The following is a 26,559-nucleotide window of genomic DNA, read 5'->3' on the forward strand; positions in this document are numbered from 1 at the left end:
TCAGAGATCCAGCGCGACGCGCTGGCAGGCTTTCTCGAGCCGGTTCTTCAGCGTGGCGAGGCGCGCGGTAAACTCGGTCAACTCCCGCTCGCCGAATTCCTCGAACACGTATTCCCGGATCGCCTTGTACTGCTCGTGGAGGCTCGCGACGTGCTTCTGCGTCTTGTCGGTGAGCGACATCCGCACCACGCGCGCGTCGGTCGGAGAGGGCTTGCGGCGGAGCAGGCCCTTCTTCTCCAGGAGCTTCGACTGCGTGGTGACGAAGGACGGGTCGACGTGAAGCAGCTTCGAGACCACGTTGACGGGGACGCCGTCGTCCTTGTCGAGGTCCGAGATCGCCATCAGGATCATCCATTGCGGGCCGCTGATGCCGAGCGTGCGGGCCCAGAGCTGGCGCAGCTCCTCCAGGTAGATGTTGATCGAGGAGATTTCCCAGGTGAAGCGCTTGATGATGTCCAGATTGCCGGTGGGTCGCGCACGCGCTCCCTCCTTCCTCGACATGGACATTGCTTCACTCCCGGTTTGACGTTCGCAAATGACGCTTTGGTGATCCATTGTTCACGCAAGTCTGCCCTGACGCAAGTGCAGAGCAAGGTAATTATGTCAGCCATTTTACAAATATGAGCCGATCAGCATTTTGATCTGCGGCGACTACGGTGTGGCCGGCGCGACACAATGTGACCGCAATCGAATAGCTGATCTAATAAACTATTTTAATTAGGAAAGTCGTGCATGCATAGTGGAACCGGCGAGAGGGAGAATCCCGATCGTCCCGTTTGCAGGTGGTTGGCATCGAGTCCCCGTATAGATGCGGGCGTCCGAAGGCGCGAAGCCCCCGAGAAGCGGTTTTGAAAGCGAAGGAGCGCACGGGCCGTGGATGGCCCGGCTCCCTTGCAAATGAGCAACTTGGAGGTTGACTATGAAATTCGTAAAGAGCCTTTTGCTCGGCTCGGCGGCGGGTCTGATCGCCGTCGGCGGAGCGCAGGCGGCCGATCTTCCCGTGAAGGCCAAGGCGGTCGAATACGTGAAGATCTGCTCGCTGTACGGTGCCGGATTCTACTACATGCCGGGTACTGACACCTGCATCAAGTTCGGCGGCTATCTGCGCGCCGACACCATTCTTGGTGGCGCCGGCGACTATAATTTCCAGCAGGGTGCGAATGCCGGGTCGAACAATCGTCTGACCAACTACTATTTCAGCCGCGCTCGCTTCGACTTCAACGTCGATACGCGCACGGCGACCGAATACGGCGTGGTGCGCACCTACGCCGATATGATCTTCTCCTGGGATACGCAGTCGGTGACCGGCAGCAACCCGTCCGCCAATCCGAACGTGCTCGGTGGTTCGGCCACGCTTGGCCTCTACCACGCGTTCATCCAGTTCGCCGGCTTCACCTTCGGCCGGACGGTTTCGATCTTCGACGCTCCCTGGCAGAGCTATCCGGCTGGCGGTCCCGACACCCTTCCGGGCGGCTCCAACCACGTCAACGGCGTGAACCAGGTTGCCTACACGGCCGACTTCGGCCAGGGCATCACCGCTTCGGTGGCGTTGCAGGATGAAACCTCGGCGAACGGCGGTCAGTCGAACCTCTGGAACGTGTCGTCGGGTACGGCCGCTGGGTTCGTGACGGGCGTGTACGGTGCCAACGATTGGGGTGCAACGCGCTCGCCCGACATCATCGGCCAGGTTCGCGTCGACCAGGCCTGGGGCCTCGCCCAGTTGTCGGTTGCCGGACATGAACTCCATTCCGCCTATTACGGTGCGACGGAAGTCACCGGTCATCCCTCCGACAAGTGGGGCTTCGCGGTCGCGGGTGCCTTGACGATCAAGAACATCCCGACGGGTGCCGGCGACGTCATCAACCTGCAGGCCGTCTACACCGACGGTGCGACGCGCTACAACTTCCAGAGCCTGTTCCCGCAGAGCTTCTTCATGTTCAGCGGCACGGGCGTGGCTGGTGCCTACCAGAGCGTTGGTATCGCCGGTCTCTCCGACGGCGTCTTCGGTGCTGCTACCGGCATCGACACCGTCAAGACCTGGGGCTTCCGCGGCGGCTACACCCACAACTGGTCGCCGAACTGGGCGAGCAGCCTGTACGGTGCTTATGCCCAGTTGAAATACGGCGATACGGGCAAGGCCCTGATCTGTGCCAACTTCGTCGCGCTGCTCGCCCCGTCGGCCGGTGCGGCTGGTTGCAACCCGAACTTCAACTTCGGGGTCATCGGCGGCAACGTGGTCTGGACTCCGGTCAAGGGCCTGGCCTTCACGGCCGACCTGAGCTGGTCGCATCTGGACCAGAAGTACTCGGGCACGATCGCGAGCCCGGGCATTGCCACCGCTGCAAAGCCGGCGGCCGTGTACGAGCTGAAGGACCAGAACTCGGTCAGCATGATGCTGCGCGCGCAGCGCAACTTCTGAGATCGACGAAACCCCGGCAGGCAACTGCCGGGGTTTTGTTTGAAGCCGGTGTCGCGGTTTGGGACATGACGCTTCGGTGCAGAAGAGCCATGCACCGCCTGCGGAACCGATTAATTTACTTACCTGAGCTACTCAGCTATATAGATCGGGCCGACGATGAAGGTCGGCGGCTCCTGGCTTCATGCTAGGCCTCCAAGACCTCCGGCAATGCCCCTGCCGGAGGTTTTTCATTTCTGAGGGGCGGAGAGGCTAGACGCCCACCACACGCGCGCGCGAGTTCGGCCGGTAAGCGAGGCGGCTGTGGCCCTGGCAATAGGGCTGACCGTCGGGCGAGGCGTTGCCGCAGAAGCAGAAATCATCGGCTCCCGGCGTCGAGATCGGCCAGCGGCAGCGGTTCTCGGTGAGATCCAGCAGCGAGCAGCGGTTGGCATCGTCGATTGGCTCATAAGAGAGCCGCGTATCCTGTTCGCCATAGATCGTCGCCAGCATTTCATATTGCAGCCGCGGCACCGCCTTGACGATGCGCGCGCCGCCGTTGCGCTGGGTATCGTTGCGCCGCTCCTCGCGCTTGGGGCCGCGGGTGAGGTTGAGGCGGGAGAGCTTTCCGATGACGGCGTTGCGGCTGACGCCGATGTCGGCGGCGATCTCGCGGCAGGAGAGGCCGGCGTCAAAATGGCTTTTCAAAAGCGCGATGCGTTCGTCGGTCCAGGTCGGGGAAATGGTCGGCGAGGTCGATGGCATGTGACGGTCCCAGGTTGCAGTGTTGTCCGGCCGCCGGGCCAAGAACCGTCCGCAAGGGCGTCAGCGCATTGTCACGTCCTGCCGTTGTCGCGAATCGACAGCAGGCCATCCTTGATCGCGAGGCGGATGCCTTCCTCGATCAAGGTTCGTGCAACGCCTGGAACGCTGGTGCCGTGGGTGCCCTGTCTCACCAGTTTTTCGAGATAGGTGATGGTCGAGAGCGCCAAGGTTACGGGAATGCGGTCAGTCTCGGCTTTTTCGGTGGCCATGACCCAAACGCTAGCCTCTTACTCGGGTACATAAAAGTAACGATTAAGACTCTATTTAGGTTTGGGGCCGGAAGTCAATTCGGCTGCGAGCGGGCCCGTGAGATGATTGGAATCGCTGAATAAAATGCGCGAGCATGTTCGCGCGCGGCAAGACCGCGCGCGTTCTGCTGACGGGCAAGCTAAGGAAAGGGCCGCTCCGGCCTTAGCCGTGCACGACCGATTTCGCGATCATGCAGTGGATGCCCTTGGAGCCGTTGACGGTCTGCGTGACCCGCAAATCGGCGGCCAGGCTGCAAAGCGTGTAGGCGTCTTCGCGCGACAGGTTTCGTTTCTCGCCCAAGAGTACGATCATGTCGCGCAGCGCCCGCACCACGCATTGGTCGAGATCGGGATCCATCGCCATGGTCATGTAGTGCGATGCCGTTTCCGCGCGGGGATAGGTGAGACGAAGATCCTTGCGCAGCGTGAAGCGGAAGCGGCCCTGCAGCGCGGTTTCGATCGCGGTGACGCAGACCTCGCCGTCGCCCTGCACGCCGTGGCCGTCGCCGCAGGAGAACAGCGCGCCCGGCACGAACACCGGCAGATAGAGCTTTGCGCCGGCACCGAGCTCCTTGTTGTCGAGATTGCCGCCCATCGCGCGCGGGATCAGCGAAGTGATGCGGCCCCAGGCCGGCGGCGGCGCGGTGCCCATCACGCCGAAGAACGGCTTGAGGGGCAGGTCGAGCCCCCAGGGCAGCCGGCCGACCATGCGCTTGAGATCCAGCGGGATGTTGAGGATGCGCATCTCGTGAAAATCGTCGGGCAGGGTGCCCGACAGCGGCTTGATCAGGTTGTAGCCCCAGTCCTGCCGCAGGGAGACGTCGAGGATGTCGACCTCGAGCACGTCGCCGGGCTCCGCGCCCTTGATCGCAATCGGGCCGGTGAGGATGTGGCCGGGCAGCATCCGCTCATTGGTCGCGTGCACCTCGAACAATTCAGGGGGAACGTGAAACCGGTTGCGATCCGGCACCACGTCCGGCCCGCCGCTGATCGTGTCGATCGTCACCTCGTCGCCGCTGTCGATCGCGAGCACCGGCGTGAGTTTGGCTTCAAAAAAGCCCCAATGGCAGGTTTTTGGGCTGGAATGCAGGTGATGATGGGCCATTTGGCGACCTCTGAATGCACGTGGAATGCACGTGAAATGCTCTTGTAATTCTCTTGGGCTCGCGGCGGAGACAGCGTATGAGGCTGTACCAAAATTTCCACGAGGCTTCCCCTGTTTTTCGTGCTCTCCAAAACCCTCGGCATCGCCTTCATGCCGATCAATCTCCTGATCGAGCTCGGCGTCCTGGGGATCCTGCTGCTCGCCACGCGCTTTGCTTCGCTCGGCCGCAAGTTGCTCGTCGTGACAATGGCGCTGATCGCGCTGTGCGGCTTTTCGCCGTTCGGCAACATTCTGATCTATCCGCTGGAACAGCGCTTTCCGGCGTGGGACGCCTCGCGCGGCGCGCCTGACGGCATCATCGTGCTGGGCGGGCCGATCGACCCTGATCTCTCGCAGGCGCGCAACACGCCTGTCGTGCGCAACGCCGCCGACCGGCTGTTCGCCACCGCCGCACTCGCGCGGCGCTATCCCAATGCGCGCGTCGTCTTCACCGGCGGCAGCGCCAACCTGGTCGCGATCGAGGCCAAGGAAGGCGACTATGCCGCGACCATCCTCGAAGAGCTCGGCGTGCCCAAGGAGCGGCTGATCATCGAGCGGCAGTCGCGCAACACCCAGGAGAACGCGACCTTCACCAAGGCGATGGTCAATCCGAAGCCGGGCGAGCGCTGGCTGCTGGTGACGTCGGCCTATCACATGCCGCGCTCGATGGGCCTGTTTCGCAAGGCGGGATTTCCGGTCGAGGCCTATCCGGTGGATTGGCGCGTCGGCGGCAACGGCGATCTCTTCACCTTCAACAAGATGTCGACCGACGGTCTTGCGCGCACCGAGACCGCCGCGCGCGAATGGCTCGGGCTCCTGGCATATCGCGTGACCGGGCGGATCGACGAGTTGCTTCCGGGCCCGGGCAAGGACTAGATAAGGGTTAGAACAGAACAACAGCCCTGATCGGGAGGACAGCATGCAACAAGCGGTCAACGAGGCGATCGACCTCGCCGCCATCGTCGCCGATCTCAACACGCTGTTGCGGCTGAAGACGAGCGTGATCGGCATGAAGCTGTTCGCGCGCGTCGAGGACATGGAGGCGATCCCGAAAATACGCCGGCCGAATGCGGTCCACACCACCGACCAGATCGTCAGCATGGCCTCACGCCTGGGGTGGACCGTCGGCATCACGGGCGACGATCTCGTCGGCGCGCAGTGCCGCGCCGTGATCGGGCTCGCGCCGCAGGACGACAAATGGCTCTCCGGCGAGAATTATGTCGGCGTCTGGCACGGCACGGCGGAGGACGCGCGCAAGCGCCAGGAGGCGCTCGACGTCGTGCCGTTCGGCCAATACAAGGCGCTCGCTGTGAGCCCGCTTGCGAGCGGCCGCCTCAATCCTCCGGACATTTGCCTCGTCTATGCGACGCCGGGGCAGATGATCATCCTGATCAACGGGCTGCAATATACCGGCTACAAGAAGTTCGAGTGGGGCGTGGTCGGCGAGACCGCGTGCGCGGATTCCTGGGGGCGGGCGCTCAAGACCGGCGAGCCCAGTCTGTCCTTGCCATGCTATGCCGAGCGGCGCTATGGCGGCGTGCCGGACGAAGAGATGCTGATGGCGTTGAAGCCCGAGCATCTCGCCAAGGCGATCGTGGGCATGAAGGCGCTGGCCAAGAATGGACTGCGCTATCCGATCCCGCCTTACGGGATCCAGAGCGATGTCCGCGCGGGCATGGGCGTGAGTTACGGAAAGAAGTAGAGGTTTTGGACCATGAGCTCCAAGAACAGCTCCAAGCAGTTCGACATCGTCGTCTATGGCGCGACCGGTTTTACCGGTCAGCTCGTCGCCGAATATCTCGCCGCGCATTACAAGGGCGACAGGGATTTGAAATGGGCGATGGCGGGGCGCAGCCTCGACAAGCTGAAATCGGTGCGCGACGCGATCGGCGCGCCCGCCGAGACGCCCTTGATCGTTGCAGATGCCTCCGATGCGGCGTCGCTGAAGGCGATGGTGGACCAGACCAGGTCTGTCATCACGACCGTTGGTCCCTATCAATGGTACGGCGAGGACCTGCTGGCGGCCTGCGTCGCCGGCGGCGTCGATTATTTCGATCTCTGCGGCGAGCCGGTGTGGATGCGGCAGATGATCGACAAGTATGAGGCGGCAGCCAAGGCGAGCGGCGCGCGCATCGTGTTCTCCTGCGGCTTCGACTCGGTGCCGTTCGAGCTCGGTGCGTTCTTCGTGCAGGAGGAAGCCAAGCGGGTGTTCGGTGCCGCGGCAGCGCGCGTCAAGGGCCGCGTGCGCGACATGCGCGGCACGCTCTCCGGCGGTACGGCTGCGAGCGCGAAGGCGACCTTCGATGCGGTGGCCAAGGACATCAGCCTGGTCGCGATCCTCAACGACGCTTTTGCGCTGACGCCCGGCTTCACCGGCCCGAAGCAGCCGCGCGGCAACAGGGCGGCCTATGAGGAAGACCTGGGCTCCTGGGCAGCGCCGTTCATGATGGCGCTGATCAATACGCGCAACGTCCACCGCTCCAACATGCTGATGGGTTTTCCCTACGGCAAGGAGTTCGTCTACGACGAGATGGTGCTGACCGGTCCGGGCGAGAAGGGCGAGGCCAACGCCAAGAAGGTGATGGCTGTCAATTCCGAGAAGACCGGCCCCAACGCGCCGAAGCCGGGCGAGGGCCCTTCGAAAGAAGAGCGCGAGAACGGCCGCTACGATCTGCTCTATGTCGCGATCGCGCCCGACGGACGGCAAGTGCGCGCCGGCGTGACCGGCGACCGCGATCCCGGCTACGGCTCGACCTCGAAGATGATCTCGGAATGCGCGATCTGCATGCTGCGCGACACGAAGGACGTGGCAGCCGGCTTCTGGACGCCGGGCGCGGCGATGCAGAACAGCCTGATCAAGCGGTTGCAGGATCATGCCGGGCTGACGTTCCGGGTCGAGAGCTAGCCGTATTCTTCGCCTCTCCCCGCGTGCGGGGAGAGGCCGGATTGCGAAGCAATCCGGGTGAGGGGGGCTCTCCGCGAGTCCAAGTGTTACCGTGGTTGCGGCAGAAGCCCCTCACCTCACCCCAACCCTCTCCCCGTAAGAACGGGGAGAGGGAGTAGAGAGGCGCGATCGCGCGGCGGGCGGAAACTAGTTCCTGACGAAGTACCAGCGCTCGCCGTAGCGGATCGCCTCTCGCGGGGGCGCGTCGTCGAACTCGAAGAACTTTGCGGGATCGCCACCTGCGGGCACATGCAGGAAGCCGGAGAAGGTGTGGCGGAAGCCGCGTGACGTCAGGAACAGCACGTAAGCGCCGTCGTCGTCCTCATCTACAACGATCTCGCCGCCGGCCGATACGTCTGCAGCATCGGGCTTGAGCGCGATCAGCCGCCCATTGTGCGCGACGTTGGGAATGAGCTCGCCGGCTTCGACCCTCGCTACGATCTGCTCGCGCACCGCACGGTGCCACCAGAAATTCGTGTTCAGCCAGATTGGCGTGAACGGCACATAAGCGAGTGCGGTAAGCGTCGCCACGCAGACGACGAAGGGCAGGGCGAATTTGGCGCCGCCCGTGCGGATGCGCGTCAGCAGAAACAGCGACCACAAACCGCAGACGGGAAACGCCACCGCGAGCAGCGGCAGCACCGTGAACTCGAGGCCCGAGGGAAAGTCCGACATCGGCATCACGAACCCGGCGAGTGCGAGCGCCAGCGCTGATGTGGCGAGGCAGGCCAGGAGCGGAATGCGGACCGATACCGTGCGCGCGGTTGCTATCATGCGGCTTGGTCGCAGGCCCCATGCCGCGCGTTCGAGCCGCCGCCTCGTGCCATTTAACGGCACATTAACCATGGCGATCCCAGAATCCCCTTTGAGGCCGCCGATCAGGACCAGAGGGGTTGCGCGATGGACTACGATTTTCTCAGCACCAAGACGCCCGCAACGCTCGACGAAATCCGCGTTCGCGTGGCGCATGCACTCGCCCGCCATCCGCTGTGCCGCAAGGTGCGCTTCGACATCGTCAGCGTCCCCCGCACCCGCAGGGGCGGCAACTGGACCGTCACCCTGCAATCGGTCGAGCCGCGCGCGGTCTGGGAAGCCTCCGAGATCGTCGCCGACATCCAGGACGCCTACGACCTCGCTGCAGCAGCCTGATTTCATTGAACTTTTAGACCGATGTCGCCGCAATCCCGCCGGATGTCGCCTCGCACGCAGGGGCGTGCCTTAATTCCCGCTCAGTTTCCGGGCACGTCTAACAGGAACGTGAAGAGCGGGCCTGCGGAGAGACGTTTGTCGAAAGCCATCACCATCGTCGTCCTGACCTGCATCCTCGTCCTCGGCGCCGCCACCACCGCCATTCTCGGCCGCGACAGCGTGCCTGAAGTGACCGCCGAAATGGTGGCCGCCCAGCCCGCACCGAAGCCGCTGGCGACCAACCGCGCCGCCAAGGCCGACCGGCTCAACATTCCGACCCTTGCTCTCGCCTCGGCCGCGATCGAGCCCATCCAGACCCAGTCCCAGCCGCTCTTCACCGACCCGCTGCGCCAGGCCTTTGCCGCCGCCACGCCGTCCGATTTCCCGATGCCGAAGGCGAGCGCATCCGAGGCGCCGGCCCAGGCTGCCGAGGCACAAGCCAGGCCGAAGCCGGTTGCAAAACCGCAGCCGCAGAAGGCCTACTCGCTGCTGTCGGACGTGCAGATCGCCGGTATCAAGGACCGTCTGAAGCTGTCCTCGTCGCAGGAATATTACTGGCCATCCGTCGAAACCGCGCTGCGCAACGTCGCGCGAAAAATCCAGGCGAACAAGCTCAGCAATCCGCAGGCGCAGGGCGTGCCGATCGATGCGGACAGCCAGGAAGTGCAGCAGTTGAAGTCGGCCGCGATGCCGCTGCTGTTTCAGTTGCGTGAGGACCAGAAGGAAGAGGTCCGCAAGCTCGCCCGCATCATCGGGCTCGAGAAGGTCGCGCAGCAGATCTGACACCGCGCTTTTGTTCCGCGCGCGGTTCGCGACGGAACTGCCGGTTTTTCCCGAACAAATATCCCGTCCAGGGAACGTCAAATTGCGCCATGCGTTGCCCGCTCCAAAGAGGGAGTGGATCAATGCGCGCCTCGACAGCCTATTTCGTTGGCGCCGGAACGATCGTCGCGGCCATTGCCATTGGTCTTGGCGGCGGCCTCATCGCCGGCAACATCATGCATCCCGTTACGCCCAAGCAGGGACCCGACACCGCCAAATATGAGCGACGCACGGAACCGGCTGGAGTCGAAGCTGCGGCGAGCGCGCCGTCCGAACGCGTGCAGTATCTGACTGGCACGCAAGCCTTCGGTGCGGTGGTTGCTCCACCCGCGCAAGCCGAGCCGCAGACCAGGACCGCGAGCACCGAGCCGCCGGCGCCTGCACAAGCGATCAACGACTCCAATAAGGACACCACCAAAGACACCAAGACGGCCAACGCCGCCGCAGCGGTACCTGCAGCTCCGGTAGCGGCAAGACCCGCCGAGCAGCAGGCTGCTCGCGAGACGTCGTCCGCGCCTGAAAATGCCAACGCCAGGGCAAGCGACGCCGATGTCAAGCGTAGCGCGGCTGATCGCCGCCGCGCCGAGCGGCGGCAGCATTGGTCGGAGCGGCGCCGTCAGGAGATGCGTGAGCCGCGCGACCGGACCGATTGGGACGACATCGCGCGCAGTGTGCGCGAGGATTCGCGAGATCGCGAATTCATCGCCACCCGCCGTTCCGGTTTCCCGCAAATCAGGCTGTTCGGATCTGATGACGACGATTAGTGCTTGAGGTGCGCGCTTCCCCTCTCCCCTTGTGGGAGAGGGTGGCTCGCCGCGATAGCGGCGAGACGGGTGAGGGGTCTCTATCCACGTGTGAATCTCCTGCAGTTTAGACCGCAGAAGCAACCCCTCATCCGGCGCCATAGCCGATGCAAAGCATCGGCGTTCTAAGTGAACGGCGGCCGGAGGCCGCCTACGCCACCTTCTCCCACAAGGGGAGAAGGAAGAAAGAAGATCAGCCGCCGTGGGACTCGATGACCTTGCGGCATGAGTCCGACAGCTTTGTCTTGTTCTCGCGCAGGCAGGCGTTCATCTGCGGCGGCCTGCCGATATGGTCCGCGCAGAATTTGCTGGCATCGCCGCGGCAGGCCATCTGCTCCTGCGGCGTAGGACCGGATTGCGCCGACGCGGGCAGGATGGTCGATGCAAGCAGCAGCGCGGCGATGACTGAGATCTTCATGATGGGCCTCGTTGAAGGTTCGTTGTCCGGCTTGAAATCAAGCGGTCGGACTTTTCGCACGCGTCTCCTTCAGGTCCATGCCATGTTCATGGCATCGCGAAAGCGCTTCTCAATCCGCGCACGCGTCGCACCCCATCTTCATGGCATGTATCTGCGCGCCGTCTTTTGGCATCTCACCTGCACGTCGGCTGCGGGAACCGTTGGTTCGCATCGCAAGCCGCACGCCAATAAGGAGCGGAGAGATGCTGAAAAAAGGACAGGCGCTGAGCGCTGGGCTGATGGTTGCGGCGCTGGTGACGTTGGCGAGCGCGCCGGCGCAGGCGGTGGTCTATTGCAAGACGGTCGGCGTGCCCAAGGGTTGCGTGGTGCGGCCGACTGCGGCCGTGGTGGTGGCGCCGGTCGCGCCGGTTGCCGCGGCGGCTGTCGTCACGCCGGGTGTCGGCGCACCCGGCGTCGGCGTTCGCGCCGGCACGCCGATGAATCGCGGCGGCCCGGTAAACCGCGTCGGCGTGCGCTGAGCGTCGTTCCTTTCGGGTGAAGGGATCGCCTGCGATCGACCCCCGTCCCTCCGCAGGACCGCACATCCCGCCCCGACCTCTCTCCGTGCGTCCCACACGCGCGGGGAGAGGATCTTTTTGTTAGCGCGACGCCGCATCCGTATCGGGAAAGCGCTGTGGCAATTGCAGCCGCACCCGCGTGCCGGTCGTCCCGGAGCCGATGTCGAGCACGGCGCCGCAGCGCGCGGCGCGGCTCTTCATGTTGCGCAAGCCGCGTGCGGCCTGGCCGGACGCGGGCGCTTCGGCATTGTCCGCGAGCGCAAAACCCTTGCCGTCGTCTTCGATGCGGATGACGCCGTGCTGGCCGTCGGCGCCATCGAGCGTCTCGATCGTCACGCTGACATGGCGGGCGGCGGCATGCTTGACCGCGTTGGTCACGGCTTCGTCGAGAATGCGTATGATCTGGATGACGTGCCAGGGCCGCAGCTCCGGGTGCAGCGGCAGGCCCTGCTGCGAGGTGATACGCCAGTCGAGCGCGATGTCGTGCGGCCGGAGTTGCGCGGCTGCGCGCTCGCGCCAGGAGCCGAGCGCCAGCATCAGATCGCCGCCGATATCGTCCATGGAATCGATGACCAGCCGCAAATCCTTCAGCGCGGCCCGCGCCGCGTCGGTGATGGTGGCGCCGGTATTGCCGCGCTCCGACAGCGCGACGATGCTGATGAGCTGGCCGCCGAGGCCGTCATGCAGGTCGCGCATCAGCCTGGTGCGCTCGTCGGCGAGTGCGGCGGCGCGTGCGCGCGCTTCCTCGCGGACGAAGCTCGCCTTCAGCCGCTCCTCGGCTTCGCGGACGCGCGCCACGAGCTGGCCGGCAAAGCTGTCGACCTGGTTCAGCGCCCGCGCAAAGCGCCAGGTGAGGCCGGCGCCGATCGCGACCAGCATCGCCGAATAGGACAGGCGGGAGACGAAGGTGCGCTCGTTCGGCATGATCTCGAACACCGAGAGCATGTCGTGGCCCCAGCAGGTCAGCACGATGGTCACGGCGCAGCCCAGCGTAAAGCTCGCCGCGTCTTGCCGCCGCACCACCGCTGTTGCCGTGATGCAGGCCATCAGCAGCAGGCACAGGCCGACGGTGGGAATGCCGAGCGCGAGAAACAGGATGCGCGGCAGCGGCGGGCCCGCGACCAGGCCGGCCACGAAGACGATCACGCCAGGCGCGAACAGCAGCAGGCCGTAACGCGGCCAGCGCCAGCCGAAGAACAGCACGGCGAACACCACGATCAGCGCGCTCTCGATCGGTGCGGATGCCAGCAGCACGGCGGCCAGCCGCGAATAGGACAGCGGCGGCACCGGCGGCGGCAGGAAGGCCTGGATCACGCCGAGCACCATGGCGACGGCCAGCACGCCATAGACCGGCTCGTGCCGCCGCATCAGCCACATGATCGCGAGGATCACGGCCAGGATCGCCTGCCAGGCGGAGAACACCACCGGCAGCGTGACGAACAGTAGCGCACGCCGCTCATAGGCGGGCCGCAGCGCCTCGTCCGGCCCGACATAGACGGTGTCGAGAAAGCCCTTCAGGGGACCCCAGACGAACAGCCGCACCGTGATCCCGTTGGTCCCCTCGCGCAGCAGCGAGGACGGGATCAGCGCGATCTGCGGCGTGTTGCGGTCGGGCCGGTTCGCGGCGTCGTCGCGCCGGCTGTCGAGAATCACGACGCCATTGACCGCGACCTCGACCGCATTGCTGAAACGCGGCAGGAACACCGACCATGCCGATTTGGCGTCGGCGCCGGTGAGCATGAAGCTGCCGCTATAGAGAGGCGGATCGTCGAGCGAATAGCGCGACGAGGTGAAGTGTGGCAACGCCACCGTTTTGGTTGCGCCGTTCTCCTGCTGCGTGAACTCGGAGACCGCGTAATCCTCGGGGTCGCTGGGCTGCAGCAGCCGCAGCACGAGCAGGCTGGCGATCACGATCAGCGCCTGGAGCAGCAGATAGGGCACGAGCCGCGACAGCCGCAGCCGCCGTCGCGTCCAGCTTGAGACGATCGGCTTCGCCGCGACTTCGCTCACAGCTTGATCAGGCCCTGCTGCACCGCCTCGAACACGGCTTCGCTGCGCGTGTGCACCTCGAGCTTGCGGTAGATGTTCTTGATGTGCCCGGGCACGGTCTGGCGCGACAGGCCGAGATGGCCTGCGATCTCGGCGTAGCTGAAGCCTTTGGCGATACCCCAGAGGATGTCGATCTCGCGCGGGGTCAGCTTTGCCGTGTTGAGCGCGGGCCCGGGGGGCGGCTCGACGGAAGTTTGGGTTCGCCGCACGATGAAGCGCGCGATCGAGGCCGAGATCGGCGAATGCCCGGCGACGAGGTCGCGCACGGTGGTGGCGATGTCGGTCGGGAAGGCGTCCTTGAGGAGATAGCCGGTGGCGCCCACGGTGATCGCGGAGATCACGCTCTCCTCGTCGCCGAGCGCCGAGATCACCATGATCTCGGTCTCAGGGAAGCGCCGCCGGGTCTCGCGGATCAACTCGATGCCGTGCCCGTCGGGCAGCCGCAGATCGGTCAGCAGCACGCGGGGAGCGGCGTCATTGAGGGCGCTGCGGGCCTCGCCAAGCGTGCCGGCGGTCCGCACCTCGTAACCCGCCTTCACCAGCGCATCCTGCAGCCGCCAGCAGGTCGGTGCATCGTCCTCGACCAGCAGGATGGTGATGGTGCCCGCCGTCTCGCCCTGATCCGTCATCGCAAAAACCCCGGCCGCGCGTCCCTCGCGGCGTGCGATGCCAAGCTTAGCCGCGCGGCTCGGGTTGCAACACCCATAATCATGGGATCATGGGGCGGGATGCTCTGTCGATACGGACGGTCTTGCGGGGTTGGCACCCTACAGGAGCCCTTCCTACTTCCCATTCCCCTTGCAGGCGCCGCCGGGGCCGATGTGATAGCCGCGCGGGCAGGCATGGGCCGCGGGGTTGGCGTAGTTCTTCAGGCATCCGCCATAGGGGCCGCGGTGCCAGCCTTTGCCGCAGCCGCCGGCCACCGCAATGACATCGCCATTCGCCGGGCTATAGGGCGCGACGGGCATCGCCTGCACCGAGCCGGCGAGCGTGCCGAGCAGGAAGGCCGTCGCAAGGATATTTCGCATCATCGCTCGCTCCAGGCTCTAATGCGTGGCCGCGAAGGCGATGCCGGCGCGCACTTCCGCGATCGCCTGGTCGATCAGGCCGAGCGCCTTCTCGCGATGGCCGCCCTTGTTGGGCGTCGCCTGGGCGAGTTCGGTGCGGGCCGATTGCAGCAGCCCGATTGATGCGTCCATGTGTGGCTGCGCACCGAGCGCGTAGCCGATGCAAAGGCAGCCGGCGAGGGCGCCGCCGAGCAGAACGCTGCGGGTCAGAGAGGTCGTCATGTCCTGGTCCTCCAGCGGGCGTTCGAGGTCTTGGCCGCCCGATTGCCGCGATGCGCCGTAAATCGCAACAAGCGCATCCGTCGTCTGAATAAAGCGGGCGGGTGCGCGCCGTCTTGGACTGTCCGGCGTCGGGCAAATCCGCGCTTGGACTGATCGGCGCTGTTTAAATCACCTTGCGGTGTTGCTAGCCTCTGTTGCCGCGCAATGTGTCCTTGCCAGAATTTCCCGGTTCATCCCGCCTCGATGCCCGTCGTCCGGAAAACGCTCTCGACCGACATGCTGCCGCCGGGTCTCTCGGAGCGGCAGCGCTTCATGCGCTTTGCGGAATTGTTCGAGCATTTTTCCAACACCGGCGAGCTCGATCCTGCCTCCGACGTCCCGTTCCAGGCCGCGATGAATTCGATCCATATCGGCACCACCATGCTCGGGCGCTGCGACGGCAGCTTTGTCACGGTGCGGCGCGAGAAGCGCCAGGTGATCGAGACCGGCGACGACCGCTATTGCCTGGCGCGAAACACCGGCGACCGTCCGTCGCGCGTCATCCATCGCGGCCGCGAATTCACCATGCGGCCGGGTGCGATGGTGCTGCTCAAGCTCGACGAGCCGTTCTTTGTGGCCGACGGCGCCAGCCACAAGCGCTTCACCAATGTGCACCTGCCGATCGCCACGCTGCGCGCGATGGTCGCCGATGTCGACCAGCTCGTCGGCCGCGAGCTCGAGCCCGGCGGCGCGCTGTCGCTCGCGATGGACTACAGCGACCTGCTCTTGCGCCATCCGACCGCAGTGGACGAGGCCGGGATGGCGATCGCGGCCCATCTGCTCGACCTCGCCGCACTCGGTCTTGGCGCCCGAAGTGATGTCGTGCTCGCTGCTAAACGTGGTGGCCTCCGCGCGGTGCGCCTGCAAGCGGTGCTAGCCATTCTCGAGCAGCGCTATCACGAGCCGGATTTTTCCGCGCATAAGCTCGCGAGTGCCGCTGGTCTCTCCGAGCGCTACGTCAACGAGCTTCTGTTCGAGGCCGGCGCCAGCTTCACCACGCGCCTGACCGAGCTGCGGCTGCGCAAGGCGGCCGACATGCTCGCCCGCGCTGACGGCCGCATCAGCGACATCGCGTTCGCCTGCGGCTTCAACGATCTTTCCTATTTCAATCGCTGTTTCCGCAGGCGGTTCGGCATGACGCCGACCGTGGCCCGGGGGAGGTGAACGCGTATGGCCGAGCATGGCAGGTTGGCGACCGGACCCCTGGAGGCCGATCGTGGAGATTAGGCGGGCATTTCCTCACCCCGAACTCCGCACCATCGTTCGCTCCTTCGAGGAAAGACGCGTGAACCTCGGGAGCGGATCCCTGTATTGGCCCGTTGCTCCGCGGCCCGACCAGATTATCGACATTTATCTTTGCGAACCATTCAGGGTTCGGGCGGGCGATGGTGACTTCAAGGCGCTGCCGGAGATCGTCGTGGTTGGACCGCAAACCCACTGCCACGCCGAAGTGTGTCTGTCGGGCGAAATTCATGTCTTCAATATTCTCTTTCAACCCGCCGGCTTCAGTCGCTTGACGGGAATGGACATGACATCGCTGGTCAACAGAGATCCGTCGGCAGCCGACATACTTGGCAGGCAGGCTCATGTCCTCAACCATTCCGTGCGCGTGGCTGGAGATTTTTTCGGGCGAGTTGCGGCGGCGGAACGCTGGTTTGACCGGATGCTGGAAGGGCGTCGTCCGGCGGGATCGTTCGACTACGCATCCTGTCATATGATGGATGTCGGTGGTCGGGTCAGGGTCGATGCCCTTGCCAGAAGATCCGACCTCAGCCCCCGCCAGTTTCAGCGCTGCTTCACGACGCGGGTCGGCATGACACCAAAGGCCTATGCTCGAACAATTCGGTTTGATCAGGCGATCCGCGCCCACAACGAAGCGCCGTCGAGGCCCTGGACCGACATTGTCCATGACGCCGGATATTTCGATCAGGCCCATTTCATCCGGGAGTGCCACACGTTGGTCGGCATTCCGCCAAGCCGCTTCGGCGAGGACTGGAGGAGCATCTTCTTTCCGGCGCGTGGCTGAAATATACAATCGCAGGCGAACGGTCTGTTGCGAGCATCCACCCCGCCAATCCGAGGTGTGATGATGCGGCACGACGACGATAGCAACTCGCCAGCGTATTTGAGCGTGCGCGAGCTGAGGGCCCTTCTCAAAGGTGGAGAATTGTCTGCGGTTGAGCTCCTCGAGAGTCTGATTTGCCGCATCGAGGAGCTGGACGGGCCGATCAACGCTGTGGTGGTGCGCGACTTCGAACGGGCTCGGACAGCCGCGCGCCTCGCGGATGATATGCGCAGACGCGGTGACGATCGTCCGCTGCTGGGAATTCCGATGACGGTGAAGGAGTCCTTCAATGTTGCCGGGCTACCGACGACTTGGGGCTTTCCCGCAGCCAGGGACTTCGTGGCCGACGATGATGCCGCCGCCGTTGAGCGCCTCAAGGGCGCCGGCGCGATCATCATCGGCAAGACGAATATTCCGGTCGCCATATCGGACTGGCAGAGCTTCAATCCGATTTACGGCACGACCAATAATCCTTGGGACCTGTCGCGATCTCCGGGTGGTTCGTCCGGTGGCTCGGCGGCGGCGCTGGCCGCTGGCTTTGTGCCGCTCGAGCTGGGGAGCGATCTGAGGGGCTCGCTAAGGGTCCCCGCCCATTACTGCGGCGTGTACGGCCACAAGCCAACTCACGGCATCATCCCGTTACGCGGTCACGTTCCTCCCGGGGCTGAAGCGTTGCCGACAACCCGCGATCTGGCTGTCGCCGGGCCGTTGGCCCGCTGTGCGGAAGACCTGGGTTCAGCCCTCGAGGTGTTGGCAGGGCCGGATGATCCGGAACGCGAGGGATTCAGTCTGAATTTGCCTGCCGCACGGCACAAAAGGCTGCGGGACTTTCGCATCCTCGTCTTGAAGACGCATCCATTGATAGCGACCTCGACAGCGACGGTCGGCGCGTTAACCCGGTTTGTCGATCAGCTCATGCATGCGGGGGTATCAGTATCGGACGATCACACGCTTGTCCCCGATTTGGAGCGAACGGCAGTTGTTTACACAAAGCTCTTCATGTCGTTGATCGCGGCTTATTGGCCAGCCGAGGTGTACGACCGGATCAAGACGACGATAGCCGCCGCCCCTGCGCATATCGATGGGGCACGGATCAGAAGGGGGCGCGCCGCTGTACTCAGCCACCGTGACTGGATTCTCGCAGATCAGGTGAGAGCGAGCTTGCGAAAGAGCTGGCACGCCGTCTTTCGGCAATTCGATGTCGTGCTCTGTCCAACCATGCCGACGCCCGCACTTGCACACGACCATCTGCCGGACCAGGAGGAGCGCCGGATTTCAATTGATGGCGTGGAGATGAGCTATGAGGATCAGGATCCCTGGCTGTCCATCGCAAGCTTGTCCGGCCTGCCATCGACCGTTGCTCCCATCGGACGGTCAAGCTCGGGGCTTCCGATCGGAGTGCAAATCATCGGTCCATATCTTGGGGATCGAACCACGATCGCTTTTGCCGATCTGATCGAACGCGAATTCGGTGGCTTCTCGCCGCCGCGACTCGGCAGCCGATCGACGGCGTAAGAAAGCGACTGCGGCAGTGAAATCGGTTGTCGTTGACATCGGGAAGGGGAGGCACAATAGTTCCTAAAGTACGAACGAGTGTTCAATAGGCGAACAAGACTAAGAATGGTTGTGCGCGCCCTGTGCTTCAAAACGGAAGAGGCGATGTGAGCGAAAGACTAGGGTTCGACCATGTGACGAAGGTCTTCGAAGGCCAGCGAGGTGAGGCGGACTTCGTCGCGTTCGACGACGTCACGCTGCAAGCCGGTCCTTCCGAGTTTCTCGCCGTCGTCGGCCCATCGGGGTGCGGGAAATCGACTTTGTTGCGAATGGCGGCCGGGCTTGTCAGCCCTACGGCGGGCAAGGTCCTGCTCGGCGATCAGCCGGTTCAGGAGCCGCCGCCCGGAGTGATCTATCTCTTCCAGCAATATGCGAAATCTCTCTTTGCCTGGCGCAACGTCATCGACAATGTCATGTTTCCGCTGGAGAGTGCGCCTCGCGCTCGCCGTGGCGAATTGCGACGACAGTGCCAGGATTATCTGCGGCAAGTCGGGCTCGCGGGTTTCGAGGAAAAGTATCCCTGGCAGTTGTCGGGCGGAATGCAGCAACGCGTTGCCATCGCGCGGGCGTTGGCAGCAAACCCGCGTGTTCTGCTTCTCGACGAGCCATTCAGCGCCGTCGATGCGCTCACGCGCATGGAGTTGCAATCCCTGCTGCTCCAGCTATGGGAGCGTCGAAGGTTCACTGCGATCCTCGTGACGCATGACGTCGAGGAGGCGATTTTCCTTGCCGATCGCGTTGCCGTGCTCAGCGCCAGGCCGACGGCGCTGAAGGAGATCATCGACGTCGACCTTCCGCGACCGCGCGACCAACTCGCAACCCGTGAACATCCGCGCTTCCTCAGCCTTCGCCATCACATCACCGCGTCCCTGCTCGGTCCGAACGAGAAGACCAACGAACATGCCGCGCTCGTCTGAGCCAGACGGAATCGGATATTGGGCCGGCGTTTCGCCGGCGATCGTTCTGTGCATCTGGGAACTTGCGGGACGACTTGGCTGGACCAACCCGATTCTACTGCCCAACCCAACACAGATCGTGGCGGCGCTGGCCGCGCTCGTGGCCTCCGGCGGCATTCTCACGCCGCTCGTGCATACGGTTGGGCTCTTTGTCGTCGGCTTCACGCTGGCCGCTGTTATCGGAACCGGTATCGGGATTGCGATGGCGACAAGCCGGAGGCTCTACGGACTCCTCGAGCCCCTGGTTGAAATGCTGCGGCCGATCCCGAAGCCCGCGCTCGTCCCGGTCCTGTTCCTGTTCCTCGGTATCGGAAAAGCGACGATGATCGCACTTGTCGTCCTCGCCGGCATGTTTCCCGTCCTGATCTCGACGTACCAGGGCGTCAGAGGACTCGATCCCGTTCTTTTGGAGACGGCGCGAACGTTCCAGATATCGCGCTCGCGTATGATCGCGTCGATCATTCTTCCGGCATCGCTTCCGATGATCCTCGCCGGGATGCGGGTCGCGCTCGGCCTTGGGCTCGTGCTCGTCATCCTCGCAGAGATGCTCGCCGCTCAGGAAGGCATTGGTTTTCGCATTCTTGACCTCGAGCGGTCATTCCAGATCCGCGACATGTTCGCGTGGATCGTCGTCCTGGTTCTGCTCGGGGCTGCGATGATGAAAGTTTTTGACGTCGCCGAACGAAACCTTGTGCCTTGGCGGGGCAGAAGCTGAAAAGGATGAAACATGCGCAGGAGCTTGTTGTCGATTGGACTGGCCATGATCTGGCTTCTCGCGGTGCCGGTGTCGCGAACGCAAGCAGCCGATCTCGAAAAGATCCGCGTCAGCATCATTCCGATCGGTGATGTGGCGCCGCTCTTTGCGGCCATTCAAAACGGCTATTTCCGCGAGCTGGGGCTGGAGATCGACACCACCCCGTCGGCCGGCGGCGCTGCCGGAATTCCGGGCCTCGTCGGCGGCAGCTTCGATATCGCCTACGGCAACGTCGTATCGGCCCTTTTGGCCGCCCAGCAAGGACTCGACGTCAAGGTCATCGCGGCGGGGACGAACGTCACCGATCCGAAGCTCGACGCCACGGGAATTTTCGTCAAGAGTGACGGCGGCATCAAGAGCGGCAAGGATCTCGAAGGCAAGAGCATCGGCGTCAACACCCGAAACAACGTGATCTGGCTCTACGCGCGCGCCTGGGTCAAGGCGACGGGTGGCGATCCCGAGCGGGTCACGTTCAAGGAGGTGCCCTTTCCGCAAATGGAAGATGCGCTCCGCCAACAGCGCGTCGACGCAGCTTTCATGGTTCCTCCCTTCTCCGCGGTCGCCGAGCAGAAGGGCGGATTGAGCAAGGTCGGGTCTCCCTATTCGGACATTCAGCCCGGCGTCGACGTCGGGCAATACATCACGACCGGAAAGGTGCTCGCGGCAAAGCCGGAGGCGGTCCGGAAATTCGTCACGGGTCTGCGCAAGGGCGTCGAATGGTACAATGCCAACCTGACGAACGAAGCCCTGTTGACCCTGATCAGCGGCTACACCAAGGCGGACGTCGCGCTGCTCAAGCTGGTCCCCGTCCCCACGGCACCGCTCCGTACAGACGTCTCGCAGGTCAGGAAGACGATGGACATGATGATCGACAGCAAGCTGCTGCCGGCGCCGCTCGATCTCGACAAGATCATCGATTCCCAGGCTCTCTGAACGGCGGTTGGAGGGGCAGTGTCGGCGGTTGACCGTCTGAACGTTTCCGATCGCGAGCGGAGCGAACCTCGTTCCTCTCGCGAATGGCTTGGCGGCCGCGCATCCGGCGTCCTCTTGATCGTCGCCCTGCTGTCGCTTTGGGAACTGTCTTCGCGGCTGGGCTGGGTCGTCAGCGCCTACTGGCCGCCCGTTTCGCAAATCCTGGCGGCGGCGTTCGCGCAATTGATGGGCGGGGAGATCCTGCTTTCGCTGGCTGCCACGATGCGAAGGGCTGCGATCGGTTACGCTGCCGCCTCGGCGGCGGGGATCGTGCTCGGGATTGTTCTGGCCAGAAGTCGGCTGCTACGCTGCGGCCTCCTCCCGCTTATCGAGATCGTCCGGCCGATGCCGACGCCGGCCATCATCCCGCCGCTGATCCTGTTTCTCGGGGTCGATGATGCGCTCAAGATATTTATCGTGGCGCTCGCGAGCTTTTTCCCCATTTTCACCACCACATACGCAGGGGTTGCGGCTGTCGACGACACGCTGATCCAAACCGCTCGGACGTTCCGAACGTCGTGGGCGCGGACACTCTACGCCGTGGTCCTGCCTGCCGTCGTGCCTGCGATTGCGGCGGGGCTGCGGACCGCCACCGGCCTTTGTATCGTGGTCGCGGTGCTGTCGGAGATGATCGCCGGCTCAAGCGGTATCGGGTATTATTTGATCGAGACGCAGTATGCGATGCGGCCTGACCTGATGTATGCCGCCGTCCTCTATCTCGCCTTGACGGGCTATGCCCTGAACAGGGTTTTCCTCGCAATTGAAATGCGGGCAATCCCCTGGATGGGGAAGTCGTGATACTTTTCGACGGCGTCTCCGTGGCGGAGATCGCCAACATTGGCTAACTGCCGTTCTCCACCCGCGGCGGCGGATAGCGCCGCGCCAGCATCGACAGCGCAAGATGCCGTTCGTCCTGCGGCAGCTCCAGATAGGCCAGCACCTGCGACCGCTTCCAGCCGTCGACGCCAAAATCCAGCGACGCCCATTTCTGTGGCTCAGGCCCGTCGAGCCCGCGCACCCACACGAAGTAGCGGGGCAGGTTGTCCGGCGTCTCGGTCGCGCGTCGTTTCGCCATGCGGGCAGCGTAACCCGCCGGCGCCCGAACGCAAAATCAGTGCGACGTGGCGACGGCGCTCAACGCCAGAGATCGCAGGTCGCCACCCGATTGATGTCGGCGAGCCGGCGATCGGCGTTGCCACTGATGTCGAGGCTGCCGACGAGAGCGAGCAGGCGGCGATGGGCGGCGTCGGCCACCGCGACCGGCAGCGGCGCCTCGTCATAGGCCTCGATGTAGCGGCCGACGAGACCAGAGAGCAGACGGCAAAGACCCCGCTGCTCGGGATCGTCAGCGCTCAGCGCATCGAGTTTTTGCTGGAAGGTTTTGTAGGTCCGCAGGCCGTGATGCTGCTGCGATAGCCAGTCGTGCAGGTCGTTCATGTCAGCTCCTTCAGTGATGAGAAGAAGCTGCCGGTTTATACAGTGGAACGATGATAGATGGTAGCGCGGGACGTGCAGAGCGTCCATGCGGAGCGGGTCTGCCTTCGCCGCTACTTCATCTCCGTTGTTGCTGCAAACCAGCTACTGAGTGCAATACGCAATGAGCGTCTTGAGCACCTCGGGTGCGCGCTCTCCAGGGATCGAATACTGCGCCCTCGGCGCATCGCTTTGATCTCTGCGCGTTCCGGGTTCTGCGACCGGCCATTCGGCGACGGTCACGGCGGATGCGCCGAGCAACGTCCAGGCCATCCCGAGTGTGGCTGACCGCTGTCGAATTTCGAACAGATCGTTCTTGTGCCACGCCAGGAACGAATTGGCAGGCGTCAATGTCACACCGATCTTGCCGGCGCTCACGCGCAGCTCATTAGCCGGCCGGTCGGACGAACTGGCGACCTGTTGCAGTGCAGACAGCGTGAAATTGCCGCGCTGGCGGCTGCCACAGGAGAGGATTAATACAATGCGCTTCGCAGCAGTTCCGCCGTTGGCCTCGATTCTGAGAACCGCGGAGGCCGCGTTGCCGACCGCCGGAATCGGCTGATAACCGAAGTGCCACCCGGCTCCGACGGGCTCACGGCGGTCGATTCCGAGATCGAACATCTCCGCGCGGGTGAGGAAATATGCGTGCTCGAATTTGGTTTGCAGAGAAAGGTCAAGCAGCGCGCGGTCAATCTTCATTTCCGCGAGATACGCCAGGATATGGCGCTGGAATCCCTTTTCGGCAGCTCTTGCGAACAGATCGCGTTGCCGCTGGCTGGTCGATTGGCCCAATGCCGAATCGTCAAAATGCGGCGCGTGCACGCCGATAAGTGCAGTCGGCGCGATCTCTCGCTTGACCGCGCCCAGAATGGCGTAGGCACATGCGGAGTTGCAGCCCACGTCTTTCGTCCACAGCGTGGCCTCGTTGTCGGGTTTCTCGCGCAGCTCTTTGCCGCAGTCGCTGAGTGATTTTGCCGGCATGCAGTTGGCAAGGACCGCACGTCCGATGCCGGCCGTCATTCTACGCTGCCGCAGCATCCTGCCGATCTCCAGGCCTTCGTTTGTCTTGCCGCCCGGCGAGGCGAAAAAGATCGGCAGGTTGCGCTTGCCTAGCTTATCGAGCACCGCGCGGAGGCGAGCCGGGGTGCCGGGCACGATGCGGCCTTCCGCAGCGATCCAACTGTCGCAGCCGGTGCCGCAAGCGTCCGGTGCGCCCTTGGCGATCATGAACTCCATCGGTGGGATCTTGTTGAGTGCGGCCAGCGCCAGCTCGGCTTCGGAGGCGGCCCATGCAGACGCCGCCGAACCTACGAGGAATACGGCGGCTGTGCGCCCAATCGAGTTGACCGCTCGTGCCAGACACACTCGGTGAAGCTCCCCCGCAAACCCACCCATTCTTGCCACGACGCCGAAACCGCGCGCAACCTGAAGTTGGGAATTTGTCGCACGACCGATACGCAAGCAGCTTCGACCGGAGTAGACAGGGGAGACTGGCCTGCCAAGCCGTAGCTCGCAAAGCGAGCGAAGGCTGGTGCCCCTGGCCGGAATCGAACCAGCACTCCTTGCGGAACTCGATTTTGAGTCGAGCGCGTCTACCAGTTCCGCCACAGGGGCCCTCGGGACGGCCCTGAGACCGGGCGTCGCGAAGCCGGCGGACTATAGCCATGGAAAGAGCGGGGTCAACCCGCGCCAAAGTGATCCGGTGCGTTCTCGACAGGGGCGTGGACCGGGGCTAGAGGCTTGTCACCGTCTCGTTCGAAGAGGTCGTCGTGACCGCCGATAGTGCCGCGATACCAGTGCTAAAACCCGCAACCGCCAGTCCCGCGCTGACCGCGTCGCTGGCGGTGAGCCTGATCGCGGCGGCGACGATCGCAGGCGCCTGGTTCTTCCAGCTCGTGCTGGAAATCCTGCCCTGTCCGCTCTGCCTGGAGCAGCGCTACGCCTACTATCTCGCGATCCCGCTCGGTGCGGTCACGGCGCTGGCCGCCAGAGGCGAGGCGCCGCGGCCGTTGCTGCTCGCCGGGCTTGCTATTCTCGCGCTGGCCACGCTCGCCAATGCCGGCCTCGGCGCCTACCACTCCGGCGTCGAATGGGGCTTTTGGAAAGGCCCGACCGATTGCTCGGGACCGGTAGTCAATCTCGGCAGTGCCAAGGATCTGTTGTCGCGGCTCGACACGACGAAAGTGGTCCGCTGCGACGAGGTGCAGTGGCGCTTCCTCGGCCTTTCGCTTGCCGGCTACAACGTGCTGATCTCGCTCCTGATGGCGGCCATCGCGGCCTGGGGATTTGCGGCGACGGCGAAGCGAGCGTAGCTGCCGTAGGGTGGGCAAAGGCGCTCTTGCGCCGTGCCCACCATCTTTCCACGCTTGTGACAGAAGTGGTGGGCACGCTTTCGCTTTGCCCACCCTACGGCAGCTCGCTACGGCAGCTCGCTAGGGCAGCTCGTGATTGGTTAGTCGTCCACGTCGTCCTGCGGGCGTCCGAACAGGTGCACGATGCCGGGGGTCGCGATGGTCACGAACACGAAGCGCGACAGATGATGCGCGCCGACGAAGATCGGATCGATGTGCAAGGTGAGCGCCAGCGCCAGCATGGCGTCCATCGCGCCCGGTGCAAAGGCGACGACCACGTCGGAAAACTTCACCTGCGTCGTCGCGACCACGATGCCGACGAAGATCGCCGAGACCAGGATCGCCACGGCGAATGAGCCGAGTGCGGCGTTGATGTGGCCGGCGAGCGTCTTCACCTTCATCCGCGCAAAGCGGCTGCCGATCAGGGCGCCGATGCCGATCAGCGCGACGCCGCGCACCCAGTTCGGCAGGCCGCCTTCGATCCAGCCGCCGCCATGCAGCACGCTGGAGGCGATCATCGCACCGAACATCCAGCTCGCCGGAAATTTGATCAGCCGCAGCACCAGCGAGAGTGCCAGCGATGCGATCACGAGGACGAATAGTTCTGATGGCGAGGCGATCGTCGTCGTCATCGACGGGGCGGCCGAGGGCGCAACGCCGGCCAGCGCCAGCACCAGCGGCAGCGCCGCGGTGAGGATGATGACGCGCATGGTCTGCACCACGGCGATGCCCGGCAGATCCGCGCCGCGCTCGACCGCCAGAATCGTGATCTGCGACAGCGCGCCGGGGCTGCCGGCGAGGAGCGCCGAGGTACGGTCCCAACCATGGACGCGCTGCAGATAATAGCTCGAGCCGAAGGTCGCGCAGAACGTGGCGGCGGCGAGTAGCGCAATGGTGAAGGGATAGGCGCTGACCTGCTGTATCAGGTGCTTTGACACCACCGAGCCGATCGAGATGCCGAGCAGAACCAGCACGGTCTGGGTCAGGATCGCCGGCATGGCGAGCTGGCGGCCGGCAATCGCCGCGATCCCGACCGCGATCATCGCCCCCGAAATCAGCCCGCCCGGCAGGTTGGCGAACAGGAACACGAGGCCGCCAATCGTGCCGATGACGAGCGTCTCGACCGCGCTGCGGATCGCGGCACGGGAGGGCAGCTCAAAGGGCAGGGAGGCGGTGATTTGCTTCACGCCGCCTTATGGCAAATCGCACCCGCGCGCACAATTGCGGCCAGCGAATGCCGCAAATGCGCAGCCCTCCCCGCAGCGCGAGGGCGGGGAATTGCAATGGGATTACTTCGCCTTGTCGGCGGGAGCAGCGGTGCCAGCCGTCGCGGTCTTGATGCATTCGGAGCGGAATTTCTTGCGCTCCTTGCCATGCAGGCCCTTGGCATCCGCCTGCTTGGAGCATTCGAGCGACTCGGCCGAGCGCTCCTTCGCCGGCTTCTTCTCGGTGGTGGCCGCCGTGGCGGTGGTCTTTGTATCAGTCTTGGCGGCCGGCGCGGCGGTCTGGGCGAATGCGGTGCCGGTGGCAAGGAGCGAAGCGAGGGCGACGGCGGCGAGGCGCGAAGTGAAGGTCATGGCGTTGAACTCTTTTTCTTCGGAATAACGAGGCGCGCGAGGCTCGGCCCGCGATGCTGAACGCCACATGAATGATCGACGCCGCGCGATCACTAAATTTTGGTACCGAAAAGCATCGCTTCCTTGTCGGGAGCCG

31 protein-coding genes and 1 tRNA gene are annotated in these 26,559 nt (G+C 64.2%); 16 read left to right on the forward strand and 16 right to left on the reverse strand.

Features of this window, described 5'->3' with window-relative positions; all coding sequences use genetic code 11:
- Positions 1 to 507, reverse strand: coding sequence for a MarR family winged helix-turn-helix transcriptional regulator (locus C2U70_RS21825; RefSeq protein ID WP_140980479.1), 507 nt, complete (start codon positions 505 to 507; stop codon positions 1 to 3).
- Positions 508 to 919: 412 nt separating this feature from the next.
- Here C2U70_RS21825 and C2U70_RS21830 point away from each other — a divergent pair, with 412 nt between their 5' ends.
- Entirely contained in the window at positions 920 to 2,419 is a 1,500-nt protein-coding gene (locus C2U70_RS21830) for a porin (protein WP_140980480.1), read from the forward strand.
- A 249-nt stretch (positions 2,420 to 2,668) separates the two neighbouring features.
- Here C2U70_RS21830 and C2U70_RS21835 read toward each other — a convergent pair whose 3' ends face one another.
- The 3 genes from C2U70_RS21835 to C2U70_RS21845 all read right to left on the reverse strand — a co-directional run bounded on the left by C2U70_RS21835 (position 2,669) and on the right by C2U70_RS21845 (position 4,573).
- A complete protein-coding gene (locus C2U70_RS21835; RefSeq protein WP_140980481.1) occupies positions 2,669 to 3,160 on the reverse strand; it encodes a GcrA family cell cycle regulator in 492 nt (163 codons plus the stop codon).
- A gap of 71 nt (positions 3,161 to 3,231) precedes the next feature.
- On the reverse strand, positions 3,232 to 3,429 hold the full coding sequence (locus tag C2U70_RS21840) for a hypothetical protein (RefSeq protein ID WP_007603456.1): 198 nt from the start codon (positions 3,427 to 3,429) through the stop codon (positions 3,232 to 3,234).
- 202 nt (positions 3,430 to 3,631) lie between these two features.
- Positions 3,632 to 4,573: an acetamidase/formamidase family protein gene (locus C2U70_RS21845; protein ID WP_140980482.1), complete on the reverse strand. Its 942-nt coding sequence runs from the start codon at positions 4,571 to 4,573 to the stop codon at positions 3,632 to 3,634.
- A gap of 111 nt (positions 4,574 to 4,684) precedes the next feature.
- Here C2U70_RS21845 and C2U70_RS21850 point away from each other — a divergent pair, with 111 nt between their 5' ends.
- The 3 genes from C2U70_RS21850 to C2U70_RS21860 are packed head-to-tail and all read left to right on the forward strand — an operon-like array spanning position 4,685 to position 7,517.
- Positions 4,685 to 5,488, forward strand: a complete 804-nt coding sequence (locus C2U70_RS21850; protein WP_246666822.1) for a YdcF family protein — start codon at positions 4,685 to 4,687, stop codon at positions 5,486 to 5,488.
- A 43-nt stretch (positions 5,489 to 5,531) separates the two neighbouring features.
- Positions 5,532 to 6,314 carry a DUF169 domain-containing protein gene (locus tag C2U70_RS21855; protein WP_140980483.1) on the forward strand — a complete coding sequence of 261 codons (783 nt, stop codon included), beginning with the start codon at positions 5,532 to 5,534 and terminating at the stop codon, positions 6,312 to 6,314.
- 12 nt (positions 6,315 to 6,326) lie between these two features.
- On the forward strand, positions 6,327 to 7,517 hold the full coding sequence (locus C2U70_RS21860; RefSeq protein ID WP_140980484.1) for a saccharopine dehydrogenase family protein: 1,191 nt from the start codon (positions 6,327 to 6,329) through the stop codon (positions 7,515 to 7,517).
- A gap of 186 nt (positions 7,518 to 7,703) precedes the next feature.
- On the opposite strand, the gene C2U70_RS21865 is transcribed toward C2U70_RS21860, so the two are convergent.
- The gene (locus tag C2U70_RS21865) at positions 7,704 to 8,330 is read right to left on the reverse strand and encodes a hypothetical protein (protein ID WP_140980485.1); all 627 of its coding nucleotides are present in this window, start codon (positions 8,328 to 8,330) and stop codon (positions 7,704 to 7,706) included.
- A 126-nt stretch (positions 8,331 to 8,456) separates the two neighbouring features.
- On the opposite strand from C2U70_RS21865, the gene C2U70_RS21870 reads away from it, so the two are divergent.
- The 3 genes from C2U70_RS21870 (at position 8,457) to C2U70_RS21880 (ending at position 10,330) form a co-directional block, all read left to right on the forward strand.
- Entirely contained in the window at positions 8,457 to 8,705 is a 249-nt protein-coding gene (locus tag C2U70_RS21870; protein WP_140980486.1) for a hypothetical protein, read from the forward strand.
- Positions 8,706 to 8,840: 135 nt separating this feature from the next.
- Positions 8,841 to 9,527 (forward strand): hypothetical protein, encoded by a 687-nt coding sequence (locus C2U70_RS21875; RefSeq protein WP_186294402.1) that lies wholly within the window; start codon positions 8,841 to 8,843, stop codon positions 9,525 to 9,527.
- A 122-nt stretch (positions 9,528 to 9,649) separates the two neighbouring features.
- A complete protein-coding gene (locus tag C2U70_RS21880; RefSeq protein WP_140980487.1) occupies positions 9,650 to 10,330 on the forward strand; it encodes a hypothetical protein in 681 nt (226 codons plus the stop codon).
- Between the two features lie 232 nt (positions 10,331 to 10,562).
- Here C2U70_RS21880 and C2U70_RS21885 read toward each other — a convergent pair whose 3' ends face one another.
- The gene (locus tag C2U70_RS21885; protein ID WP_140980488.1) at positions 10,563 to 10,787 is read right to left on the reverse strand and encodes a cysteine rich repeat-containing protein; all 225 of its coding nucleotides are present in this window, start codon (positions 10,785 to 10,787) and stop codon (positions 10,563 to 10,565) included.
- Positions 10,788 to 11,029: 242 nt separating this feature from the next.
- Between C2U70_RS21885 and C2U70_RS21890 the strand changes: the two genes are divergently transcribed.
- Positions 11,030 to 11,305, forward strand: a complete 276-nt coding sequence (locus C2U70_RS21890; protein WP_140980489.1) for a hypothetical protein — start codon at positions 11,030 to 11,032, stop codon at positions 11,303 to 11,305.
- A gap of 120 nt (positions 11,306 to 11,425) precedes the next feature.
- Here C2U70_RS21890 and C2U70_RS21895 read toward each other — a convergent pair whose 3' ends face one another.
- The 4 genes from C2U70_RS21895 to C2U70_RS21910 all read right to left on the reverse strand — a co-directional run bounded on the left by C2U70_RS21895 (position 11,426) and on the right by C2U70_RS21910 (position 14,682).
- Positions 11,426 to 13,354, reverse strand: coding sequence for a sensor histidine kinase (locus C2U70_RS21895; protein ID WP_140980490.1), 1,929 nt, complete (start codon positions 13,352 to 13,354; stop codon positions 11,426 to 11,428).
- Complete coding sequence (locus C2U70_RS21900) at positions 13,351 to 14,022, reverse strand: response regulator transcription factor (protein ID WP_140980491.1); 672 nt, start codon at positions 14,020 to 14,022, stop codon at positions 13,351 to 13,353. Before C2U70_RS21900 ends, C2U70_RS21895 begins: the two co-directional genes overlap by 4 nt.
- A 153-nt stretch (positions 14,023 to 14,175) precedes the next feature.
- Positions 14,176 to 14,424 (reverse strand): GCG_CRPN prefix-to-repeats domain-containing protein, encoded by a 249-nt coding sequence (locus C2U70_RS21905; RefSeq protein WP_140980492.1) that lies wholly within the window; start codon positions 14,422 to 14,424, stop codon positions 14,176 to 14,178.
- Positions 14,425 to 14,439: 15 nt separating this feature from the next.
- Positions 14,440 to 14,682 carry a hypothetical protein gene (locus tag C2U70_RS21910; RefSeq protein ID WP_140980493.1) on the reverse strand — a complete coding sequence of 81 codons (243 nt, stop codon included), beginning with the start codon at positions 14,680 to 14,682 and terminating at the stop codon, positions 14,440 to 14,442.
- Between the two features lie 243 nt (positions 14,683 to 14,925).
- On the opposite strand from C2U70_RS21910, the gene C2U70_RS21915 reads away from it, so the two are divergent.
- From C2U70_RS21915 to C2U70_RS21945, 7 genes are all read left to right on the forward strand, one after another.
- Complete coding sequence (locus tag C2U70_RS21915) at positions 14,926 to 15,885, forward strand: helix-turn-helix transcriptional regulator (RefSeq protein WP_140980494.1); 960 nt, start codon at positions 14,926 to 14,928, stop codon at positions 15,883 to 15,885.
- A gap of 121 nt (positions 15,886 to 16,006) precedes the next feature.
- A complete protein-coding gene (locus tag C2U70_RS21920; RefSeq protein ID WP_186294403.1) occupies positions 16,007 to 16,747 on the forward strand; it encodes an AraC family transcriptional regulator in 741 nt (246 codons plus the stop codon).
- A gap of 60 nt (positions 16,748 to 16,807) precedes the next feature.
- On the forward strand, positions 16,808 to 18,301 hold the full coding sequence (locus tag C2U70_RS21925) for an amidase (protein ID WP_246666820.1): 1,494 nt from the start codon (positions 16,808 to 16,810) through the stop codon (positions 18,299 to 18,301).
- Between the two features lie 146 nt (positions 18,302 to 18,447).
- The gene (locus tag C2U70_RS21930; protein WP_246666821.1) at positions 18,448 to 19,257 is read left to right on the forward strand and encodes an ABC transporter ATP-binding protein; all 810 of its coding nucleotides are present in this window, start codon (positions 18,448 to 18,450) and stop codon (positions 19,255 to 19,257) included.
- A gap of 118 nt (positions 19,258 to 19,375) precedes the next feature.
- Positions 19,376 to 20,011, forward strand: coding sequence for an ABC transporter permease (locus tag C2U70_RS21935; protein WP_186294404.1), 636 nt, complete (start codon positions 19,376 to 19,378; stop codon positions 20,009 to 20,011).
- Positions 20,012 to 20,056: 45 nt separating this feature from the next.
- On the forward strand, positions 20,057 to 20,983 hold the full coding sequence (locus C2U70_RS21940; protein ID WP_186294405.1) for an ABC transporter substrate-binding protein: 927 nt from the start codon (positions 20,057 to 20,059) through the stop codon (positions 20,981 to 20,983).
- A gap of 18 nt (positions 20,984 to 21,001) precedes the next feature.
- Positions 21,002 to 21,820 (forward strand): ABC transporter permease, encoded by an 819-nt coding sequence (locus C2U70_RS21945; protein WP_140980499.1) that lies wholly within the window; start codon positions 21,002 to 21,004, stop codon positions 21,818 to 21,820.
- Between the two features lie 43 nt (positions 21,821 to 21,863).
- Here the strand turns inward: C2U70_RS21945 and C2U70_RS21950 are convergent, their stop codons facing one another.
- The 4 genes from C2U70_RS21950 to C2U70_RS21965 form a co-directional block, all read right to left on the reverse strand.
- Complete coding sequence (locus C2U70_RS21950; protein ID WP_140980500.1) at positions 21,864 to 22,097, reverse strand: hypothetical protein; 234 nt, start codon at positions 22,095 to 22,097, stop codon at positions 21,864 to 21,866.
- A 59-nt stretch (positions 22,098 to 22,156) separates the two neighbouring features.
- A complete protein-coding gene (locus C2U70_RS21955; protein WP_140980501.1) occupies positions 22,157 to 22,459 on the reverse strand; it encodes a hypothetical protein in 303 nt (100 codons plus the stop codon).
- A gap of 141 nt (positions 22,460 to 22,600) precedes the next feature.
- Positions 22,601 to 23,731: a hypothetical protein gene (locus tag C2U70_RS21960; protein WP_140980502.1), complete on the reverse strand. Its 1,131-nt coding sequence runs from the start codon at positions 23,729 to 23,731 to the stop codon at positions 22,601 to 22,603.
- Between the two features lie 293 nt (positions 23,732 to 24,024).
- A tRNA-Leu gene (locus C2U70_RS21965) sits at positions 24,025 to 24,109 on the reverse strand.
- Positions 24,110 to 24,264: 155 nt separating this feature from the next.
- On the opposite strand from C2U70_RS21965, the gene C2U70_RS21970 reads away from it, so the two are divergent.
- Positions 24,265 to 24,807, forward strand: coding sequence for a disulfide bond formation protein B (locus tag C2U70_RS21970; RefSeq protein WP_140980503.1), 543 nt, complete (start codon positions 24,265 to 24,267; stop codon positions 24,805 to 24,807).
- 140 nt (positions 24,808 to 24,947) lie between these two features.
- On the opposite strand, the gene C2U70_RS21975 is transcribed toward C2U70_RS21970, so the two are convergent.
- Positions 24,948 to 26,033, reverse strand: coding sequence for an AbrB family transcriptional regulator (locus C2U70_RS21975; RefSeq protein WP_140980504.1), 1,086 nt, complete (start codon positions 26,031 to 26,033; stop codon positions 24,948 to 24,950).
- A gap of 102 nt (positions 26,034 to 26,135) precedes the next feature.
- Entirely contained in the window at positions 26,136 to 26,423 is a 288-nt protein-coding gene (locus tag C2U70_RS21980; RefSeq protein WP_140980505.1) for a PsiF family protein, read from the reverse strand.
- Positions 26,424 to 26,559 lie beyond the last annotated feature (136 nt).

This window comes from Bradyrhizobium guangdongense, assembly GCF_006483445.1.
Lineage (GTDB): Bacteria > Pseudomonadota > Alphaproteobacteria > Rhizobiales > Xanthobacteraceae > Bradyrhizobium > Bradyrhizobium guangdongense_A.

Excerpts from the sequence above, each read along its gene's own strand:
- C2U70_RS21885 (WP_140980488.1), bottom strand. The coding sequence starts at position 10,787 with ATGAAGATCTCAGTCATCGCCGCGCTGCTGCTTGCATCGACCATCCTG.
- C2U70_RS21955 (WP_140980501.1), bottom strand. The coding sequence starts at position 22,459 with ATGAACGACCTGCACGACTGGCTATCGCAGCAGCATCACGGCCTGCGG.
- C2U70_RS21980 (WP_140980505.1), bottom strand. The coding sequence starts at position 26,423 with ATGACCTTCACTTCGCGCCTCGCCGCCGTCGCCCTCGCTTCGCTCCTT.
- C2U70_RS21840 (WP_007603456.1), bottom strand. The coding sequence starts at position 3,429 with ATGGCCACCGAAAAAGCCGAGACTGACCGCATTCCCGTAACCTTGGCG.
- C2U70_RS21825 (WP_140980479.1), bottom strand. The coding sequence starts at position 507 with ATGTCCATGTCGAGGAAGGAGGGAGCGCGTGCGCGACCCACCGGCAAT.
- C2U70_RS21830 (WP_140980480.1), top strand. The coding sequence starts at position 920 with ATGAAATTCGTAAAGAGCCTTTTGCTCGGCTCGGCGGCGGGTCTGATC.
- C2U70_RS21910 (WP_140980493.1), bottom strand. The coding sequence starts at position 14,682 with ATGACGACCTCTCTGACCCGCAGCGTTCTGCTCGGCGGCGCCCTCGCC.
- C2U70_RS21835 (WP_140980481.1), bottom strand. The coding sequence starts at position 3,160 with ATGCCATCGACCTCGCCGACCATTTCCCCGACCTGGACCGACGAACGC.
- C2U70_RS21905 (WP_140980492.1), bottom strand. The coding sequence starts at position 14,424 with ATGATGCGAAATATCCTTGCGACGGCCTTCCTGCTCGGCACGCTCGCC.
- C2U70_RS21925 (WP_246666820.1), top strand. The coding sequence starts at position 16,808 with ATGATGCGGCACGACGACGATAGCAACTCGCCAGCGTATTTGAGCGTG.
- C2U70_RS21880 (WP_140980487.1), top strand. The coding sequence starts at position 9,650 with ATGCGCGCCTCGACAGCCTATTTCGTTGGCGCCGGAACGATCGTCGCG.
- C2U70_RS21845 (WP_140980482.1), bottom strand. The coding sequence starts at position 4,573 with ATGGCCCATCATCACCTGCATTCCAGCCCAAAAACCTGCCATTGGGGC.
- C2U70_RS21855 (WP_140980483.1), top strand. The coding sequence starts at position 5,532 with ATGCAACAAGCGGTCAACGAGGCGATCGACCTCGCCGCCATCGTCGCC.
- C2U70_RS21860 (WP_140980484.1), top strand. The coding sequence starts at position 6,327 with ATGAGCTCCAAGAACAGCTCCAAGCAGTTCGACATCGTCGTCTATGGC.
- C2U70_RS21900 (WP_140980491.1), bottom strand. The coding sequence starts at position 14,022 with ATGACGGATCAGGGCGAGACGGCGGGCACCATCACCATCCTGCTGGTC.
- C2U70_RS21940 (WP_186294405.1), top strand. The coding sequence starts at position 20,057 with ATGATCTGGCTTCTCGCGGTGCCGGTGTCGCGAACGCAAGCAGCCGAT.
- C2U70_RS21915 (WP_140980494.1), top strand. The coding sequence starts at position 14,926 with ATGCCCGTCGTCCGGAAAACGCTCTCGACCGACATGCTGCCGCCGGGT.
- C2U70_RS21950 (WP_140980500.1), bottom strand. The coding sequence starts at position 22,097 with ATGGCGAAACGACGCGCGACCGAGACGCCGGACAACCTGCCCCGCTAC.
- C2U70_RS21890 (WP_140980489.1), top strand. The coding sequence starts at position 11,030 with ATGCTGAAAAAAGGACAGGCGCTGAGCGCTGGGCTGATGGTTGCGGCG.
- C2U70_RS21870 (WP_140980486.1), top strand. The coding sequence starts at position 8,457 with ATGGACTACGATTTTCTCAGCACCAAGACGCCCGCAACGCTCGACGAA.
- C2U70_RS21960 (WP_140980502.1), bottom strand. The coding sequence starts at position 23,731 with ATGGAGTTCATGATCGCCAAGGGCGCACCGGACGCTTGCGGCACCGGC.
- C2U70_RS21865 (WP_140980485.1), bottom strand. The coding sequence starts at position 8,330 with ATGATAGCAACCGCGCGCACGGTATCGGTCCGCATTCCGCTCCTGGCC.